Here is a 16,485-nt window from a genome sequence, read left to right on the forward strand (position 1 = left end):
GGCTGGGCTTAAGCTTCGGCGCGGCCTTGCCCCGCCGAAGCGGCGCAGACGTCCCTCACACAGCCACGCAGCCAGCGATGCGCCGGATCGGCATCCATCCTCGGATGCCAGAAGAGCGATATCGTGATCTCCGGCACCGGTACCGGAAGGGCAAAGCTGAACATATCCGCCCGCAGATCACGCGTATGGCGTTCGGGAACCGTGGCGACCATATCCGATGCCCGAGCAAGGGCCAGCGCCGCGGCAAAACCGCCGACCATCGTCCCGATCTCTCGCCTGATCCCCTGAATTTCAAGGATATCGTCCAGATAGCCTTTCTCGGAACCGCGCCGAGAGACGAGCACGTGTCTGGCCGCGGCATAGCGGGACGGCGTTATTTGACCGGCGCTCAGCGGATGGTCTGCACGAACGACGCCGACGAAGCGGTCGCTGAACAATGCCTGCACCCGAACCTCGGGACCGGTAGCCTTGCCGATTACGCCGGTCTCCATGTCGATGCTGCCGTCGCGCAAGGGACCGCTGTCCTTGTCCTGCTTCGGCACGAAGCGGAGCCGCACGCCGGGCGCTTCCCGGTTCACGCGGGCAATGAGATCCGGACCGAAATTCTCTACGAAACCGTCGCTTGCGCGAAGCGTGAACGTCCGGGTCAGCTTTGAAAGATCGAGTGCCTCAGCCGGCCGCAGCACCGCCTCGACCTCTTCGAGAAGCAGGCCGACGCGCTCGCTGAGTTCGAGCGCCCTTGGCGTCGGAACGAGACCGCGTCCTGCCCTCACCAGCAGCGGATCGCCCGTCGCCTCCCGCAATCGCGCCAGCGCCCGGCTCATGGCCGAAGGGCTGAGTCCGAGCCGCCTGGCGGCATGGGCCACGCTGCCTTCCGCAAGCAGCGCATCAAGGGTGACAAGCAGGTTGAGGTCCGGATGCGACATACGCCGGACAATAGCACGGACCTCGCCGAATGATATGGCGTCAGATGCACGAATAAAATGCAAATGATGCGCGTTCCGCCACGATATGCCTGAGGCTAGATTTGCCGCGCCGACCATGCAGGCGGCAGAACGGAGCCTTGGAGATGTCACCGACCACCACACCGAACGCCGCAACACCGAACCCCGCGACGGGCACGGCAGAAAATATTCCTACGAGCCGGAAGGCGCTTGCCGCTCTGTCGCTCTCGATCTTGTTGTCGTCGCTCGGCACGAGCAGCGCGAATGTCGCCCTGCCGACGCTCGCGCAGGCGTTCTCTGCCTCCTTCCAGGACGTGCAATGGGTGCTGCTGGCCTATCTCCTCTCCATCACGACGCTCATCGTCGGCGCCGGCAGGCTAGGCGACATGATTGGCAGACGCCGGCTTCTTCTCTCCGGAATCGCGCTGTTCACCATCGCCTCGATCCTCTGCGGCACCGCTCCCACACTCGTCATTCTGATCGCCGCCCGTGCGGCGCAGGGCGCTGGCGCCGCCATCATGATGGCGCTTGCCATGGCGTCTGTCGCGGATATCGTGCCGAAAGCGAAAACCGGCAGCGCGATGGGATTGCTCGGAACCATGTCGGCCGTCGGAACGGCTCTCGGGCCTTCTCTCGGCGGCATCCTCATCGCGACGGCAGGCTGGCCGGCGATCTTCCTTGTCAATGTGCCGGTCGGCGTCACAGCCATTCTTCTCATTCGTCGGCATCTGCCCGATGACCACAAGGAAAGATCCGAACCGCACCCGGGCTTCGACGGCACGGGAACACTTCTGCTTGCCGCAACACTCGCGGCCTACGCCCTGGCGATGACCATGGGCAAAGGTCGCTTCGGCCCCCTCAATGTCGGGCTGCTCGTGGCAGCGTTCGCCGGGCTTGGCCTCTTCGTTCTCGCCGAAGCGAAAACCCGGTCACCGCTGCTGCGCTTGTCGATGCTGCGCAATGCCGCTCTGAGCTCTGGCCTGGCGATGAGCGCGATTATTTCGGCGGTCATCATGACGACGCTGGTGGTCGGTCCTTTCTATCTGTCGCACGCACTTGGCCTCGATGCGGCCGGGGTGGGGCTCGTACTTTCGGCCGGGCCGGTCGTTTCGGCGCTGACGGGCATCCCGGCCGGCCGCATCACCGATCGTTTCGGCGCACGCTCGGCGACCATCATCGGGCTGACCGGCATGGCTGCCGGGGTCTGCCTGCTCGCAACCCTGCCGGCAACGTACCGCATCCCAGGCTATCTTCTCCCGGTCATCGTCACGACGATGGGCTATGCACTCTTCCAGGCGGCCAACAACACGGCCGTTATGGCCGATATCCACTCCGGGGAGAGGGGCGTGATTTCGGGCATGCTCAACCTGTCCCGCAATCTCGGCCTCACGACCGGCGCTTCGGTCATGGGGGCGGTATTTGCCGCCACCACCGGCGCAGATATTGGCACCGCCTCTCCCGGGGCCGTAGCCACGGGCATGCGATCGGCCTTTGCCATCGCCACCGGGCTCGTTGTCGCCGCGCTGGCGCTTGCATTGATCGGCTACAGCCCTGCGGCCGGCCGGGTCGAAAGCCGCGACCCGAGCGGAAGATCGTGAATACTTTGACGGCCCGGCGAACCCTTTCTTAACCCTGCTGTGGCAACACTTTCCGCCATTGTTCCCGTCGTCGTTACGAGTATTGCGTGCCCATCATGGCGGTTATCGAAACAGCGGAGAGATTGCTTCCGCCTGGCTTGCGTGCCCGGCTCGCCCCGCTGACACGCAAGCTCGACGCGATCATCACGGATGACAACGAAACGAGCCGCGCCCAGCGGCAGGCACTCACCGCCTTCGTCATCCGTGTCGCCAGTGCCGCCATCGCCTTCGTCTCGCAGATCGTTCTTGCCCGCCTGATGGGCGAATTCGAATACGGCATCTTCGCTTTCGTCTGGGTTCTGGTCGTGCTCGCCGGCAACCTGTCCTGCCTCGGCTTCCACACCTCCGTCATCCGCTTCCTGCACCAGCACAAAGCGCGGGGCGAGATGGCGACGGTGCGCGGCCTCAACCTCGCTGTCCGCCTCGTGGCGCTTGCCTCGGCGAGCACGGTCGCGGGCCTCGGCTTTCTTTTCCTGTATATATTCGGCGAGAGGATCGAACCCTATTACCTCATTCCGGTCGCGCTCTCATTTTTCACCATACCGATGATTGCGCTGGGAGACGTGCTGGACGGAACCGCGCGCTCGAACGGTTGGACAGCGACGGCGCTGAGCCCCACCTATCTGATCCGGCCCACGCTGATTCTTGCCTTCATGCTTCTCGCTCTCTGGCTCGGCGCGCCGCACACGGCTGTCACTGCCATGCAGGCGGCACTTGCCGCAACCTATGTCACGACGCTTTCGCAGCTCCTGCGCCTGACATTGCGGCTGCGCCGGGAATACGGCACCGGCCCGGGGAAGTTCGAGACGGCTGCCTGGTTCCGCTATTCGCTGCCGCTTTTCCTGGTCGACGGCATCGGCTTCCTGCTGACCAATGCCGATGTCGTGGTTGTCGGCCTTTACCTGCCGCCGGATCAGGTCGGCATCTATTATGCCGCCGCCAAGACCATCGTGCTGGTCCAGTTCGTCTATTTCTCGATCAAGGCCGCCGCCGGCCCCCGCTTTTCCGCGATCATGGCTGAGGAGGACATGACCGCACTCGCCGCCTTTGCCGGCCAGACCACCCGCTGGAGCTTCTGGCCGTCGCTTGCGATCGGCCTTTGCGCCCTTGCAGCCGGCGAAATGCTGCTCTCGCTCTTCGGCCCCGGCTTCACGGCCGGATACCCGCTGATGGCGATCCTGTTCGCCGGTATTCTCGCCAAATCGATGGTCGGTCCCGGCGAAGTGCTGCTCAGCATGGCCGGTCGCCAGAACCTCTGCGTGTTGCTCTACGCCGCAACCCTTGCGGTGAGCATCGGCCTCAACATAGTGCTGATCCCGCTGCTCGGCCTCACCGGGGCCGCCATGGCGACAGCCGCCGCGATGATGGTCGAGGCCATCCTGCTGCATGTTGCCGTCCGCCGGACGCTCGGCATCGTGCTCTTCGCCTTCGCCGGCCCCATGACCTCCGTTCCTTCAAAGGCATCATGATCATGGCCCAACCTCCGATCAGCGGCGAATTCGAAGGCAATGGCAGCGGTGGGCTTTCCGCAATCCGGACTTTCCGTACCGAACGTCCCGATGCCGATACCCGCCTGCGTGTCGGCCGCCCGGGGCGCGAGCTCTGCCTCTATCCCGCAGCGCTCGGCTACGATCTGCAGGAAGAGCTCGAATTCCTGTCGAACCGCGCCATGGAACCGAACATCTTCTTCTCGGCCCGGCTGCTGGCCCCCGCGATGCCGCGCGTCGATGACAAGCAGGTGCACCTGGCGCTGATCCGCGACGAGAGCAACAACCGCAGCCGGCTCCGGCTGCTGATGCCCTTTACGATCGAAAGACCCGGATTCTCGATCGGCGCGTCGATCATCCGCACCTGGGCAAACCCGTTCGGCCCGCTCGGCACCCCGCTCGTCGATGCCGAAGATGCGGCCGAGACGATCGACAACCTCCTGGAAGCTCTGGCCCTGCGGGAGGCGCGGCTTCCTTCCGTGCTCGTGCTGCCGGACGTGCGGCTCAACGGCCGCTTCGCGCAGCTTGCCAAGGCGGTCGCCATCAGCCGGAACCTGCCGGTCACCGTGACCGATCCGTTCCAGAGACCGATGCTGGAGAGCTTGGCTGACGGCGAGACCTACCTGAAGCACGCGATCTCCCCGCATCACGTGCGTGAGATGCGCCGCCTCTGGCGCAAACTGGAAACCAAGGGGAAGCTCGCCTATTCCGTCGCGCGCCAGCCGGAAGAGGTCCGGTTGCGCATGGAAGAGTTCCTTCTGCTCGAAGCCAAGGGCTGGAAGGGTCGGCGCCGCTCGGCGCTCATCAACGACCGATACCGTTCGGCCTTCGCCCGCGAGGCGATCACCAACCTTGCCGAGGTCGACGCGGTGCGTATCCATACCGTCGATTTCGACGGCCGCGCCATTGCCTCGCTCATCGTCTTCGTCATGGCCGGCGAGGCCTATACCTGGAAGACGGCCTATGACGAGGATTTTGCCTCCTACTCGCCAGGCAAGCTCCTGATGATCAAGCTCACCGAATGGCATCTGGAAGATGCCAACATCATGCGTACCGATAGCTGCGCCGTACCGGACCATCCGATCATGAGCCGGTTCTGGGAAGAGCGCGAGGAAATGGGCACTCTGGTCATCGGGCTCAACCAGAACGGCGACCGCGACGTGCGTCAGGTGGCCGCCCAGCTTCACCGCTATCGCAACACCCGCAACATGGCCCGTATCCTGAGAGAGAAGATCCTGTCGATCGCCGGCCGCGGAGACTGAAATCTATTCCGCGGCCGCCTTCTCGCGCAGCAGTCGGCGGATGACCTTGCCGGTAGTCGTCAGCGGAATGTCGTCGACGAAGGCGATCTCGCGCGGATATTCGTGCATAGAGAGGCGCGTCTTCACCCATTCGCGGATTTCCGCGGCAAGCGCGTCGCTTGGGCTGTAGCCGGGGGAAACAACGATATAGGCCTTGATGATTTCGGTGCGGACCGGATCGGGCTTTCCGACGGCGGCCGCCAGCCTCACGGCCGGATGGCCCGTCAGACAGTCCTCGATCTCGCTCGGACCGATGCGGTAACCGGATGAAGTAATGACGTCGTCGTCACGGCCGACGAATTCCACGTAGCCATATTCATCCTGCCGGCCGAGATCGCCGGTCATCAGCCAGTCTCCGACGAACTTGGCCTTCGTTGCGGCTTCGTCGTTCCAGTAGCCGAGGAACATCACCGGATCGGGTCGGCGGATGGCGATCTGGCCCATTTTGCCGACCGGCACCTCGATACCCTTCTCATCGACGATAGCCACATGGTGGCCGGGCACGGCGCGCCCGATCGCACCACCGCGCGAGACGCCGAGATTGGCCGCCGATCCCAGAACGAAATTGCATTCCGTCTGGCCGAACAATTCGTTGACCGTCAATCCCAGTGCCGATTTCGCCCAGTCATAGGTCTCGCGCCCGAGCGCCTCTCCGGCCGAGGCGATCGTCCGAAGTTTCAGATCGTATTTTTCGAGCGGCTTCTCCACCGATTTCATCAGCCGCAACGCCGTCGGCGGAATGAAGGCATTGCGCACCCCCATCTCCGCCATGATGCGGAAGGCCATGTCGGCGTCGAATTTCTGCGCCGGCGACGAGACGACCGGTATTCCGAGCATCAGCGCCGGCATCAGCACGTTGAGCAGGCCGCCGGCCCAGGCCCAGTCGGACGGCGTCCAGATCCTGTCGCCTTCCTGCGGCGCGAATTCATGGCCGAGCTGGAAGCCGGGAATATGGCCGGCGAGCACCCGGTGACCGTGCAGCGCCGCTTTCGGCGGACCGGTCGTGCCGGACGTGAAGATCATCAGCGCGGGATCGTTGGGACCGGTCTCGACTACATCGAAAAGCGGCGGATGAGCGGAAATCAGCGTGTCGAACGAGACCAAGCCTTCCCCAGCCGGCACATCCTCGGTGACGATCACATGCCTGAGATCCGGCAGCTTGTTCCGGATATCGGCAAGCCGCGCGAGACCGAAGACATTGGTGACGATGGCCGCAGCACCCGATGCCTTCAACCGGTATTCCAGCGCCTCGGCACCGAAAAGCAATGCGAGCGGCAGCGCGATACCGCCCATCTTGTAGATTGCCACATGGGAAATGACTGTCTCGAAGCTCTGCGGCAGGAGAAGCGCGATCCGGTCGCCACGCTTCAAACCGAGCGACAGGAAGGCGTTGGCGAGCGACGCAGACCGCCCCGAAAGCGCGCCATAGGTCAGCGCCAGATGTCGGCCGTTCGGGCTGAAATGCTCAAGACAGATGCTGTCTGGATGCTCCGCGGCCCAGGCGTCGCTGACCACTTCGCCCATATTGAACCTGGACGGAATCTCCCAGGCGAAATCGCGGATGAGGTCCTCATAGGAGGCGCCGGCAGGCAGTTTCATGGGCAATGTTTCTCATTTTGCTGCACCAGCTAACATGTTCGAAACTTGAAGCACAAGAGGACCGCCGGGGGGACCTAAGGGTGCGGAAGCCTGTTAACGCAATGGGCTATCGGGAACATGCTGCAAGGCAGTATCGGACTTGTCACAGTCTTTCGACATGGTAACCGGCACTTCATTCTTGCATCGGCTTGCAGCCCCGTGCTAGAGCGCTTGCCGTTACCAAAGTGCCCCGTTGGCGGAATTGGTAGACGCGCCTGACTCAAAATCAGGTTCCGAAAGGAGTGCTGGTTCGATTCCGGCACGGGGCACCATTTTCTGTTTTTTGAGCTTTGTCTTCAGAAAATCCGGGTTGGATCGGCCATTTATGGCAACAGGCCCCAGTCATTGTCTATCGTGGCTAGCCAAGCTGGGTAGACATGCGGGCCTTCAAATCTGAAATGATGATCCTGGCTTCATTCAAGTCCGCCTCCCACCAGCGGCTATCAAGTATCATCCCTCTTTGAGCTTCCTCGAACCGATAGCGGATAAGTTTTGCAGGGGAGCCGGCAACGATCCCAAAATCAGGGACATCTGAGTTGACAAAAGAATTTGCGCCGACAACCGCGCCTATACCAATCTTAACTCCCCTGCGGACTATTGCGTCGACGCCAATCCAAGCGTCGTGTCCTATGGAACATTCTCCGCTGGTCAGCTCGGCATAGGGATTGCGGTAAAAAATACTATTTGTAGAAATCTCGTAAACATAGTGTTCTCCCGCACCTACAGTTACGTTATTTGCTATCGAGACATAGTTTCCAATTTCGCTCTTCGTGATGTCGCATCGCTCCCCTATGTAGCAATACCTGCCGACATTCGAGTCTCGGCTGACGCGACTGGATGGGCGAACCTCAGTCGTAACATCGAACCGTCGGTCGTTTCTTCTCTTAAAAAGTCGAATCTTCATCTTTAGCCTTTGTAGATGTCTGCCTGAGGCGGCAGCGATCTTGTCGCTCTCAAAGTCGACATCGCAACGGATTTCTGCTGCCGGCAAGAAGTCAGAAGCGATCACGATTCAGAAAACTGAAAATCTTACGCGCTTGTTTTTTTGCCGAATTCGCAAGTTTAGCTCCGCGGGAAGACGTATAGACCTGTTCAGCCTCGAGAAAAGCGCCATGACTTCCTCTCTGGAGCGCACCCATCTTTGCCACGTCCTTAGCGACCTCCGCGAGGATCGCAAAGAGGTTGTTCTCGTACAGCACCAGACGACGAGCTTCTTCCAGGATGGGAATTGCGCGCTCAGCCAGATCCGATTCGATGATCTTCTTTATTTTGCCGATCGCACCCTCAATGTCCAAGATATTAATCGACGTCAAAGCACCGGTTGGAAAGTAATCAATAATATTTGGCGCACCATAATAAATTGGATAAGTCATCGCCAAGAATGGATCTGACAATTTTTCTGTCCAATAGTGATTATATGTCGAATTCTCAATGGCGATATGATATCGATAGGGCGCCAGGACTTCTAATTTATCCGCAAAGCTGTTAACTCCACGCCCATAAAAATCTATCTCGTTGCCAAAATATTCTCTGACACGCTGTACGAATGTTAGCCTGCTACGATGCCCTTCTGCATAAGCTTTATTGGAGGAAACGATGGACGCAAGTTTTGTTTTGGCTGGGCGCCAGTTCTCAAATTCGTCAAAACACATCCCCCTTTGACGAATGGAACCATCGGAATTCCAGCCGCCGACGAGCCACGGCAATCCGATTTGAGAAAGTCTGAAATTCGGATGGACTGTCTGCGGATCAGTAGTCAGCACCATGTCGAACTGCGAGAGGAAACGCGGATCATAAGCCTTGATGGCCCGCGGCTCGGAAGCAACGAACACTCGATATCCGGCAGCCGCAGTGATGACCTTCGTCGGCAAGCCATCATAGACGAATATGACATCGCAGGCTTCAGTATTGCCGGAAAAGTCGAACCGGACTCCATCCCACTCGGGAACTGAATCGGGAAACTGACGTAGCCAGTCCCAATTTGGAGAACTTGAGATAAATCCGGCACGTATCATGGAGCACCCGCCTGCAAAACGCAGCCCGTTCCAGCCAGTATACGGCGCATCATAAACGCTCCCAGTCCGCAGGCACGAGGTCCTTTTCGATATGAGCCGCGGATTTGAACCAGTTCAAAGGTGCTATCACGTGCTTTGCAGGCTCGGGATTGAGCCATGCCCCCCACCAGCTGAAGGTGCTGTTGGCAATGATGTGGTTGCGGCAGGCAGCCATCAAATGCATGTCCTGCGCATCCAGATCATCATCCTGGGGCTCAATGAATATGACCGGCCAGGTTTCAGGCAAATTGGCCCGCGCCCAGGCAGGGTCATCCGAGAAGACAAAAAAGGTCACATCGCCCATCCGCTCCGCCATGCGAGACATCGCACCTTGATACCAAGAAGGCTCCAACGTCCCATGCACTGCATTTGCATGAGGGTTGGTGACATAATCGCCCCGCCGGACATGGACGGACACCGCATTTGAACTCTTGATCCTGTTAAGAACGGCCGCCCGTGGAGGGGTGAATGGAGAGGCAAGGTTGAAGTCGCGGCGGATCGTGTCCGAGATGGCGGAAAAGTATTTTTCGCTTTGCCAATACCCTTCCAGATAAACCGGGCCCGTCAGGCCCAGCACCTCAGGATCAAAAGCCTGCCCTTTTTCCACGACATGCCGACCCGGGCTTCGAGATCTCCATATTTGCTGCATCCGGCGGACGACGCTCGACCGCTTGCGAGTTGCAGGCAGATCCCGAGAAGCGGCTGCAGTCGCCTTGATATCGAATTGGCCGAGCGCAAACCGCCGACGGGTGTATTTTTCCATCGAGGTAAGATCGAGTTTCAGTTCCTGATTGGTCGCGATGGATAGCGATCGGCCCATGGCATACTGGAACATCTGGTTGCCAAGTCCACCGACGATATGTGCGATAACGGCCATGGGCATAGATCTCGTCGTTTGGTTTGCCCGCCTGCAGCGCCGGCATGTCGTTGAACCCGCAGTCAGAAGGATTTGCGCCACGAATAGGGCAGATTGGCAAGAAACCGCCCAACGTCGTCCCGCGCGCGATACAAGGCCCTCCAGCGACGAAAGCGCCGCGACTTCGGCGCCCGTTTGGTACCCTGCCAGATCTCAGACTGCTCCTCCGTGTCCGCAGCATGCCTTACCGGATACGGAAAGATTGCAAGAGAATTGACGCCATGTGTCCAGAACCGATCGAGATGGCAATCGACCGGCTCGAACCAGACGGAAGCTGTTGCGATCAACCGCGCCGCGGCCTTCGGTGAAACCGCATAGCAAGAGGTGCCATGCGGCCCCTTGAAGAAGCGCACGATGCTCCACTGATCGTCAATCGTTTCTTGGAGCGTGTAGGCTCTCTCTTTGTGCCCGGAAAAGCGAATGAGGCCGCAACGGCTGATCCGTTCCGAAGCCAACCTGTAGGCTTCAAGGAAGCCGTCGTTGATCGCGACATCATCCTCGAAAATAAGCAGCGGTCGATTGTCTTGAACACAGCGCTGCCAGAGAAGGTAATGGCTGGCGAAACATCCAAGTTCACCGGGGTTCAGGGTGAACCCTCTGCGGATTTCAGCGAGCTTCTGATCGGCCCGGTCAAAAAGAGGATGGTGGGCAGCTTTACCATCAACCGCTTGAAAAAAGCTGAATGAAAGGCCGAGCGGCGTTAAGAGGGCCGTCATTTGCTGGCGCCGCTCCCATGACCGCTCCAGGTTCACAACCACCACTTCCAAAGGGACTGCATCTCTCTTCAACTAGCACTCCGATACCTATTCCCGCCTTACGCAAGCGGTTCTGACTATTTTCCCTCTGTTGTCAATCTGCGCTACGGCGAAGATCAATGATGCAACAATATCAACAAATACTTGGTTGCCGTATTTCAGGTCATGCACTCGAAAACAGAAAGGGCCGAACGTATCGATTAGCTGGCTTCCCAGAAAGAGCTGGAGTCCCTGATGATCTTTTTGATCCCTTTTTCCTCTCTCCAATTCCGGCCGATGTCCTTGATCACCGGTTTGTTCTGAGGGGAAAAAATATAGTTGTCGTATTTGCAGACATAGGCCTGAAGGGGCAGGTTGACATCTGAATAGAATTGCTTTTCCGGATCTTTTGTCACGTCCATAAGCCCCGCACATGCGCGGGCAAAGGGACCTCTCAGGATCGACGGCGAGGTCGTAAAGATCGGCCTGTGCGTAAATTTCGGAAGCTTCACGCCGGCAAGCCTGAAGTATTCGTTCTTCCGATGAAGATGTCCGTTTTTCTTGACGTCCCAATTCTTCTCCTCCGTATGGAAGGAGACCTGCGCGACAGTAGGGTCGGAAAAGGGTTCGAAGGCTTCCTCACCGATGTCAGTCAAGGCAACCCAATCGTCCTCGAAATGCATGACGAAATCGGCAGTTGTCGCCAGCCACAGTCTCCGGACTGCATTGGCGAATCCGGGAGCCTCCGGCTCAAAAAGCACGCCCGTCGGAAAATGGCCCCGGAACAGCGAAACACAGGCCTCGTGATCCTTGGCATCGCCGAAGATCGGGTCAAGGTTCATGTAGACGTTGACAAGATCGAGGTTGCTGAAAATCCGTTGTGACAGGCTCGAAAGGGTATCGGAGAGCAGATCCGGCCGTCGGGCTGAAACTATGCAGACATCCGTCTTGAACATGAATTTTATCTTTACCGAGTGCATGGCTGCGGCTTGCAGCCGGGAACCGATCGCCGATCGTCGCGCTATTTCCGGATAGCCTTCTTTTGGAGAAATAACACCACAAATCCTCCGCAAACTCACGAAAAAGTGCCGGAATGGAGACGATGTGTCTCGCCCACAATCATTTACAGCCCTGCTTGATCTGCTCTAAGTGAGCCAGGAATGAAACAGGAGAAGAGCGCAATGGCGCTGACAGCTTCCACCCCTGGCTCCCGCGCCGGTATCGGCTACGCCGTTCTCGTCACGCTCGGCATGGCCGCGACCGTGGGTGGCGCGCTCGCCTTCCAGTATATCGGCGGCTATATTCCCTGTGCCCTCTGCCTGCTGCAGCGCGACCCCTACTATTACGGTATTCCGGTCGGCATTCTCGCCATTGTCGCCGCCGCAATCGGCCTGCCCGCCTGGGTCACCCGTGCGCTGCTCGTCGCCATCGGCGTGATGATGCTCGTCGGCGCCGGCATGGGCGTCTATCACTCGGGCGTCGAATGGGGCTTCTGGGAGGGCCCAGCAAGCTGCGGAGGCGGCGCCGGCGTGACCACCAATGCCGGCAACCTCCTGTCGGATCTCAACGCGGTGCATGGCCCCTCCTGCACGGAAGCGGCGCTCCGCGTTCTGGGCTTGTCCTTTGCGGGGTGGAACGTCATCGCCAGCGTGATGCTGGCAGCCATAGCCTTTATCGGTGCGAAAAAGGCCGCCTGAACAGCCTTCGACGATGCCTGGGTTACGGCTGCAGTTCCGTATCCCAGTAGAGATAGTCCATCCAGCTTTCATGCAGATAGTTCGGCGGGAAGAGCCTGCCGTTGTTGTGCAGGTCCTGCACCGTCGGCTGATAGGGCTTCTGGTGCGGGAACATGCCGGCCTGCTTCGGCAGCTTGCTGCCCTTCCTGAGGTTGCAGGGCGAACAGGCCGCCACGACATTCTCCCAGGTCGTTTCGCCGCCATGGGCGCGCGGGATGACGTGATCGAAAGTCAGGTCATCATGCTCGCCGCAATACTGGCACTCGAACTTGTCGCGCAGGAAGACGTTGAACCGGGTAAAGGCCGGGTTGCGGGTCGGCTGGACGTAAGTCTTGAGGCTGACGACGCTCGGCAGTCTCATCGAGAAACTCGGCGAGCAGACCGACTGTTCGTATTCCGCGATGATGTTCACCCGGTCGAGGAAAACCGCCTTGATCGCGTCCTGCCAGGACCACAGCGACAAGGGATAATAACTCAGCGGCCGGTAGTCAGCGTTCAGCACGAGCGCCGGCAGGGCCTGCGGGGAGACTGCAATCGTCAAGTGACGCTCCTACCCGATTCGGCATCTGTACTTTCTATATTAGGTCTGTTGTTACAGGATTGTGAAGCCCAATAAATGCAGTGAGATAACTCGACCCCGCCTTCACACCAGAGGCGTGACGGTGCGACGCATTTTCGCCGCGTAGTAAGCCCAGAAAAGCCGCGCCGCGACCGATCGCCACGGGCTCCAGATTTCCGCCATGGACGCCAGGCTCTTGGCCAAGGGACGAGCCTCCAGGCCAAAGGCATGCGCGACCGCCGCCTGCAACGCCACGTCACCGGCAGGAAAGATATCCCGATGACCGCTGCAGAACATCAGATAGACTTCCGCCGTCCACGGGCCGATGCCGGGAAGCGCGGTTATCCGCCGGATCGCTTCCGCTGTTTCGAACTTGCCGATGGAATCGAGATCGAAACGCCCTTCCGAAATAGCTGTGGAAAGATTGAGAAGCGCCGCCGCCTTTGCCCGTGAGAGGCCGAATGTCGCAACAACATCCGGGGAAAGCGCTGCATAATCGGCCGCCGTTACGGGCCCCGCCGCAGTGATTCGTCTCCAGATCGCTTCCGCGCTCGCTCTCGATACCATTTGGGATACGATGATCGAGGCAAGGCCTTCGAAACCGGGCCTGCTGAGACGCAGCGGCACCGGACCCGAGGCCTCGACGACCGCCCCAAGCCGCGGGTCGAGACGGACAAGCGCATCGAGGCCTGCCTCGATGTCCGAATGATCGCGAATGGCATTCATCAGTCCGTTCAACCTCTCCCATGGCCGTTTGTCGAAAAGCATGGCAGAAGAAGCCATGCCCGCCATGTCCTTTGATAAACCGGCCTATCGTTTTGCGCCAAGCCCGAACGGGCTGCTTCATCTCGGCCACGCGCTGTCGGCGATCCTCAACCACGACATGGCGAAGAAGACGAACGGGCGCTTCCTGCTGCGCATCGAGGACATCGACCTCGCCCGCTGTACGCCGGAATTCGAGGAGGCCGCCTATCGCGATCTTTCCTGGCTCGGGCTGGACTGGGAAAAACCGGTATGGAGGCAATCGGAGCATTTCGACGACTATCGCGCCGCGCTGGACCGGCTGATGGAAATGGGCCTTGTCTATCCCGCCTTCCTGACCCGCGGAGAGGTGAAGGCCAGGGTCGCGGAGCATGAGGAGAGCGGGAAGAGCTGGCCTCGCGATCCCGACGGGTCGCCGCTCTATCCCGAGGATGACAGGCATCGCAGCGAGACGGAACGGCAGTTACTGATTGCAAAGGGCGTGCGGCACGCTTTCCGGCTCGATATGCACAAGGCGCTCCGGTTGACGGGCGATGCGTTGAAATGGACGGAGACGGGTGACGGCGCACGCGGCGAAATCACTGCGCACCCCACGGCCTGGGGCGACGTGGTGCTTTCCCGCTCCGATGCGCCGTCGAGCTATCATCTTTCGGTAACGGTGGACGATGCGGCCCAGGGCATTACCCATGTGGTGCGCGGGCTGGACCTTTTTGAAGCGACCGCCGTGCATCGGTTATTGCAGGAACTGCTTGAGCTTCCGCAACCCGTCTATCATCACCACAGGCTGATCCTTGGGCCGGACGGCAAGAAACTCTCGAAAAGCGAGGGCTCAACGGGGCTCGCGGCGCTCCGCGACCAGGGGTTCGCTCCCCACGACATCCGCCGCCTCGTCGGTCTTTGAGAGCGCTTCCTCGCGCCGGCGACGCTCATTCCTCAACCGGGAGAATACCGAATAAACCCGGTACTTCATCAGGGCGGCGTTGAGTTCGGCCCCCAGCATGAAAATCACGCCGACCATGTAGAGAAAAATCAGCACGATCATGATCGACGCCAGACCCGCATAGGTCGCGGCGTAATTGGCGAAGGTCGAGAGATAGGCAGCAAAGCCGAGGCCGAAGCCGATCCACAAGGCGATCGTCATCAGCACGCCCGGCAGGATGTCGATGATCCGCCGATGCCCCGCCGGAAGCCATTTATGCGACAGCAGGAGACCGATCATCAAAAGCAGCCCCGTGCCGTAAAGGCCCCAGTTGGCGGCTCTTGCCAGATCGCTGATCAGCCAGGGAAAGCGCGTTTCAGCGAACCGCATTGCAACAGGCACGGCAAGCAGAAGGATACTGATCACGGCAAAGATCACGACCGCGATCACCACATAGCCGAGGCTGGCGAGGCGCGTCACATACCAGGGTCGGGTTTCGGTGACGCGGTAGGCTCGATTGAGTGAAATCCGCAGCGCCTCGACCCCATTCGAAGCGAAATAGGCTGCCGCCAGCACGGATACGGTCAGAAGGCCGCCGCGAGGCATGGTCAGGACGCGCTGGATTTCGGATGCGATAGGTGCCGCGATATCCGCCGGCCAGGTATCGAAAAGCAGATGTATCGCCGTTTCGGAAAAACCGCCGGCCCCGAGGAAACCGGCCAGCGCCGTGCCGAAGATCAGGAACGGAAAGAGAGCCAGCAGGCCCGAGAGTGCCACATGACTCGCCATCGCCCAACCATCGTCGTCGGAAAAGTGGCAATAGGCATCCCAAAGCACCTTGAAGGCGAGTTTGTACCACCTGTAGGGCCGGTTCTCTTCGGACAAGGGCAACTCCGTTGTGACTTGGCGCAAAATATGTGAGGAACCCTTTCCATTGTGCAAGGGATGAGATCAAATGGATGACAGGAGAACGATCATCGTCACCGGCTGTTCCTCCGGCATCGGTGCCCATTGCGCCCGTGCCCTGAAGGCGGATGGCTGGCGGGTTTTCGCGACCGTGCGCAAAGAGAGCGATCTCGCTCCGCTCGAAGCCGACGGCATCGAGGCTCTGCTGATGGACTATACGAAGCCCGAAACGATTGCCGCACTTGTGGAAACCGTGAAGGAGCGCACAGGCGGCCGGATCGACGCCCTCTTCAACAATGGTGCCTATGGCCAGGCGGGCGCCGTGGAGGATTTGTCGACCGACGTGCTGCGCGAACAGTTCGAAACGAATGTCTTCGGCTGGCACGAGCTGACGCGGCGGGTGATCCCGATCATGCGCGCAAAGGGCCACGGCCGCATCGTCAATTGCTCGTCGATCCTCGGCCTGCTGCCCTATCGCTATCGCGGCGCCTATACGGCTTCGAAACATGCGCTCGAAGGGCTCACCATCACGATGCGCATGGAGCTGGAAGGAAGTGGCATCCATGTGAGCCTCATCGAACCGGGGCCGATCGCCTCCCGTTTTACGGCCAACGCGCTCGCCAAGATCAAAGAGAATATCGATCTCGAAGGCTCGGTGCATGCCCAGCAATACAAGCGGCAGCTCAAGCGCCTCGATGGGAGAGGTCCGATCAGCCGCCACAAACTCGGACCCGAAGCGGTTTATGATGTCTTGACGCACGCCTTGACCGCGCCTCGCCCGAGGCCACATTATCTGGTAACGAAGCCCGCCAGGCAGGGCGCCTTCCTGAAAAGAATACTTCCGGCCGACCTCTTCTACAAACTCATGCGCCGGCTCGACTGAACGAAAGCA

At 59.9% G+C, this 16,485-nt stretch carries 16 protein-coding genes and 1 tRNA gene; 7 read left to right on the top strand and 10 right to left on the bottom strand.

Annotated elements, in window-relative coordinates:
- Positions 1–8: 8 nt before the first annotated feature.
- Positions 9–926 carry a LysR family transcriptional regulator gene (locus tag QEO92_RS20495; protein ID WP_227704242.1) on the bottom strand — a complete coding sequence of 306 codons (918 nt, stop codon included), beginning with the start codon at positions 924–926 and terminating at the stop codon, positions 9–11.
- Between the two features lie 143 nt (positions 927–1,069).
- On the opposite strand from QEO92_RS20495, the gene QEO92_RS20500 reads away from it, so the two are divergent.
- The 3 genes from QEO92_RS20500 (at position 1,070) to QEO92_RS20510 (ending at position 5,330) form a co-directional block, all read left to right on the top strand.
- Positions 1,070–2,542, top strand: coding sequence for an MFS transporter (locus QEO92_RS20500; RefSeq protein ID WP_227704243.1), 1,473 nt, complete (start codon positions 1,070–1,072; stop codon positions 2,540–2,542).
- A 95-nt stretch (positions 2,543–2,637) separates the two neighbouring features.
- On the top strand, positions 2,638–4,050 hold the full coding sequence (locus QEO92_RS20505) for a lipopolysaccharide biosynthesis protein (protein ID WP_227704244.1): 1,413 nt from the start codon (positions 2,638–2,640) through the stop codon (positions 4,048–4,050).
- Positions 4,050–5,330 carry a GNAT family N-acetyltransferase gene (locus QEO92_RS20510; protein WP_407722145.1) on the top strand — a complete coding sequence of 427 codons (1,281 nt, stop codon included), beginning with the start codon at positions 4,050–4,052 and terminating at the stop codon, positions 5,328–5,330. The genes QEO92_RS20505 and QEO92_RS20510 overlap by 1 nt, the downstream gene beginning before the upstream one ends.
- A gap of 3 nt (positions 5,331–5,333) precedes the next feature.
- Here the strand turns inward: QEO92_RS20510 and QEO92_RS20515 are convergent, their stop codons facing one another.
- Positions 5,334–6,968, bottom strand: coding sequence for an AMP-binding protein (locus QEO92_RS20515; RefSeq protein ID WP_227704245.1), 1,635 nt, complete (start codon positions 6,966–6,968; stop codon positions 5,334–5,336).
- Between the two features lie 226 nt (positions 6,969–7,194).
- Here QEO92_RS20515 and QEO92_RS20520 point away from each other — a divergent pair.
- Positions 7,195–7,279: transfer RNA gene (locus QEO92_RS20520), tRNA-Leu, on the top strand.
- A gap of 86 nt (positions 7,280–7,365) precedes the next feature.
- On the opposite strand, the gene QEO92_RS20525 is transcribed toward QEO92_RS20520, so the two are convergent.
- From QEO92_RS20525 to QEO92_RS20545, 5 genes are all read right to left on the bottom strand, one after another.
- Entirely contained in the window at positions 7,366–7,911 is a 546-nt protein-coding gene (locus tag QEO92_RS20525; protein ID WP_227704246.1) for a CatB-related O-acetyltransferase, read from the bottom strand.
- Between the two features lie 91 nt (positions 7,912–8,002).
- A complete protein-coding gene (locus QEO92_RS20530; protein WP_227704247.1) occupies positions 8,003–9,022 on the bottom strand; it encodes a glycosyltransferase family 10 domain-containing protein in 1,020 nt (339 codons plus the stop codon).
- A gap of 49 nt (positions 9,023–9,071) precedes the next feature.
- Positions 9,072–9,938, bottom strand: coding sequence for an alpha-1,2-fucosyltransferase (locus QEO92_RS20535; protein ID WP_227704248.1), 867 nt, complete (start codon positions 9,936–9,938; stop codon positions 9,072–9,074).
- 62 nt (positions 9,939–10,000) lie between these two features.
- Positions 10,001–10,765, bottom strand: coding sequence for a glycosyltransferase family 25 protein (locus tag QEO92_RS20540; protein ID WP_227704249.1), 765 nt, complete (start codon positions 10,763–10,765; stop codon positions 10,001–10,003).
- A gap of 167 nt (positions 10,766–10,932) precedes the next feature.
- A complete protein-coding gene (locus tag QEO92_RS20545; RefSeq protein WP_227704250.1) occupies positions 10,933–11,667 on the bottom strand; it encodes a hypothetical protein in 735 nt (244 codons plus the stop codon).
- Positions 11,668–11,892: 225 nt separating this feature from the next.
- On the opposite strand from QEO92_RS20545, the gene QEO92_RS20550 reads away from it, so the two are divergent.
- Positions 11,893–12,408 (top strand): disulfide bond formation protein B, encoded by a 516-nt coding sequence (locus QEO92_RS20550; RefSeq protein WP_227704251.1) that lies wholly within the window; start codon positions 11,893–11,895, stop codon positions 12,406–12,408.
- A gap of 22 nt (positions 12,409–12,430) precedes the next feature.
- Here QEO92_RS20550 and QEO92_RS20555 read toward each other — a convergent pair whose 3' ends face one another.
- Together QEO92_RS20555 and QEO92_RS20560 are read right to left on the bottom strand one after the other, a co-directional pair.
- Complete coding sequence (locus tag QEO92_RS20555; RefSeq protein WP_037157127.1) at positions 12,431–12,988, bottom strand: HNH endonuclease; 558 nt, start codon at positions 12,986–12,988, stop codon at positions 12,431–12,433.
- A gap of 102 nt (positions 12,989–13,090) precedes the next feature.
- Positions 13,091–13,732, bottom strand: a complete 642-nt coding sequence (locus QEO92_RS20560) for a DNA-3-methyladenine glycosylase family protein (RefSeq protein WP_407721639.1) — start codon at positions 13,730–13,732, stop codon at positions 13,091–13,093.
- Between the two features lie 40 nt (positions 13,733–13,772).
- On the opposite strand from QEO92_RS20560, the gene gluQRS reads away from it, so the two are divergent.
- The gene (gluQRS, locus tag QEO92_RS20565; protein WP_227704253.1) at positions 13,773–14,669 is read left to right on the top strand and encodes a tRNA glutamyl-Q(34) synthetase GluQRS; all 897 of its coding nucleotides are present in this window, start codon (positions 13,773–13,775) and stop codon (positions 14,667–14,669) included.
- On the opposite strand, the gene QEO92_RS20570 is transcribed toward gluQRS, so the two are convergent.
- Positions 14,598–15,572, bottom strand: a complete 975-nt coding sequence (locus tag QEO92_RS20570) for a YihY/virulence factor BrkB family protein (RefSeq protein ID WP_052183099.1) — start codon at positions 15,570–15,572, stop codon at positions 14,598–14,600. The genes gluQRS and QEO92_RS20570 overlap by 72 nt on opposite strands.
- Before the next feature lie 70 nt (positions 15,573–15,642).
- Here QEO92_RS20570 and QEO92_RS20575 point away from each other — a divergent pair, with 70 nt between their 5' ends.
- On the top strand, positions 15,643–16,476 hold the full coding sequence (locus QEO92_RS20575; protein ID WP_037157121.1) for an SDR family oxidoreductase: 834 nt from the start codon (positions 15,643–15,645) through the stop codon (positions 16,474–16,476).
- The last annotated feature ends 9 nt before the right edge of the window (positions 16,477–16,485 follow it).

It is taken from the genome of Neorhizobium petrolearium (genome assembly GCF_029854435.1).
Taxonomy (GTDB): domain Bacteria; phylum Pseudomonadota; class Alphaproteobacteria; order Rhizobiales; family Rhizobiaceae; genus Neorhizobium; species Neorhizobium petrolearium.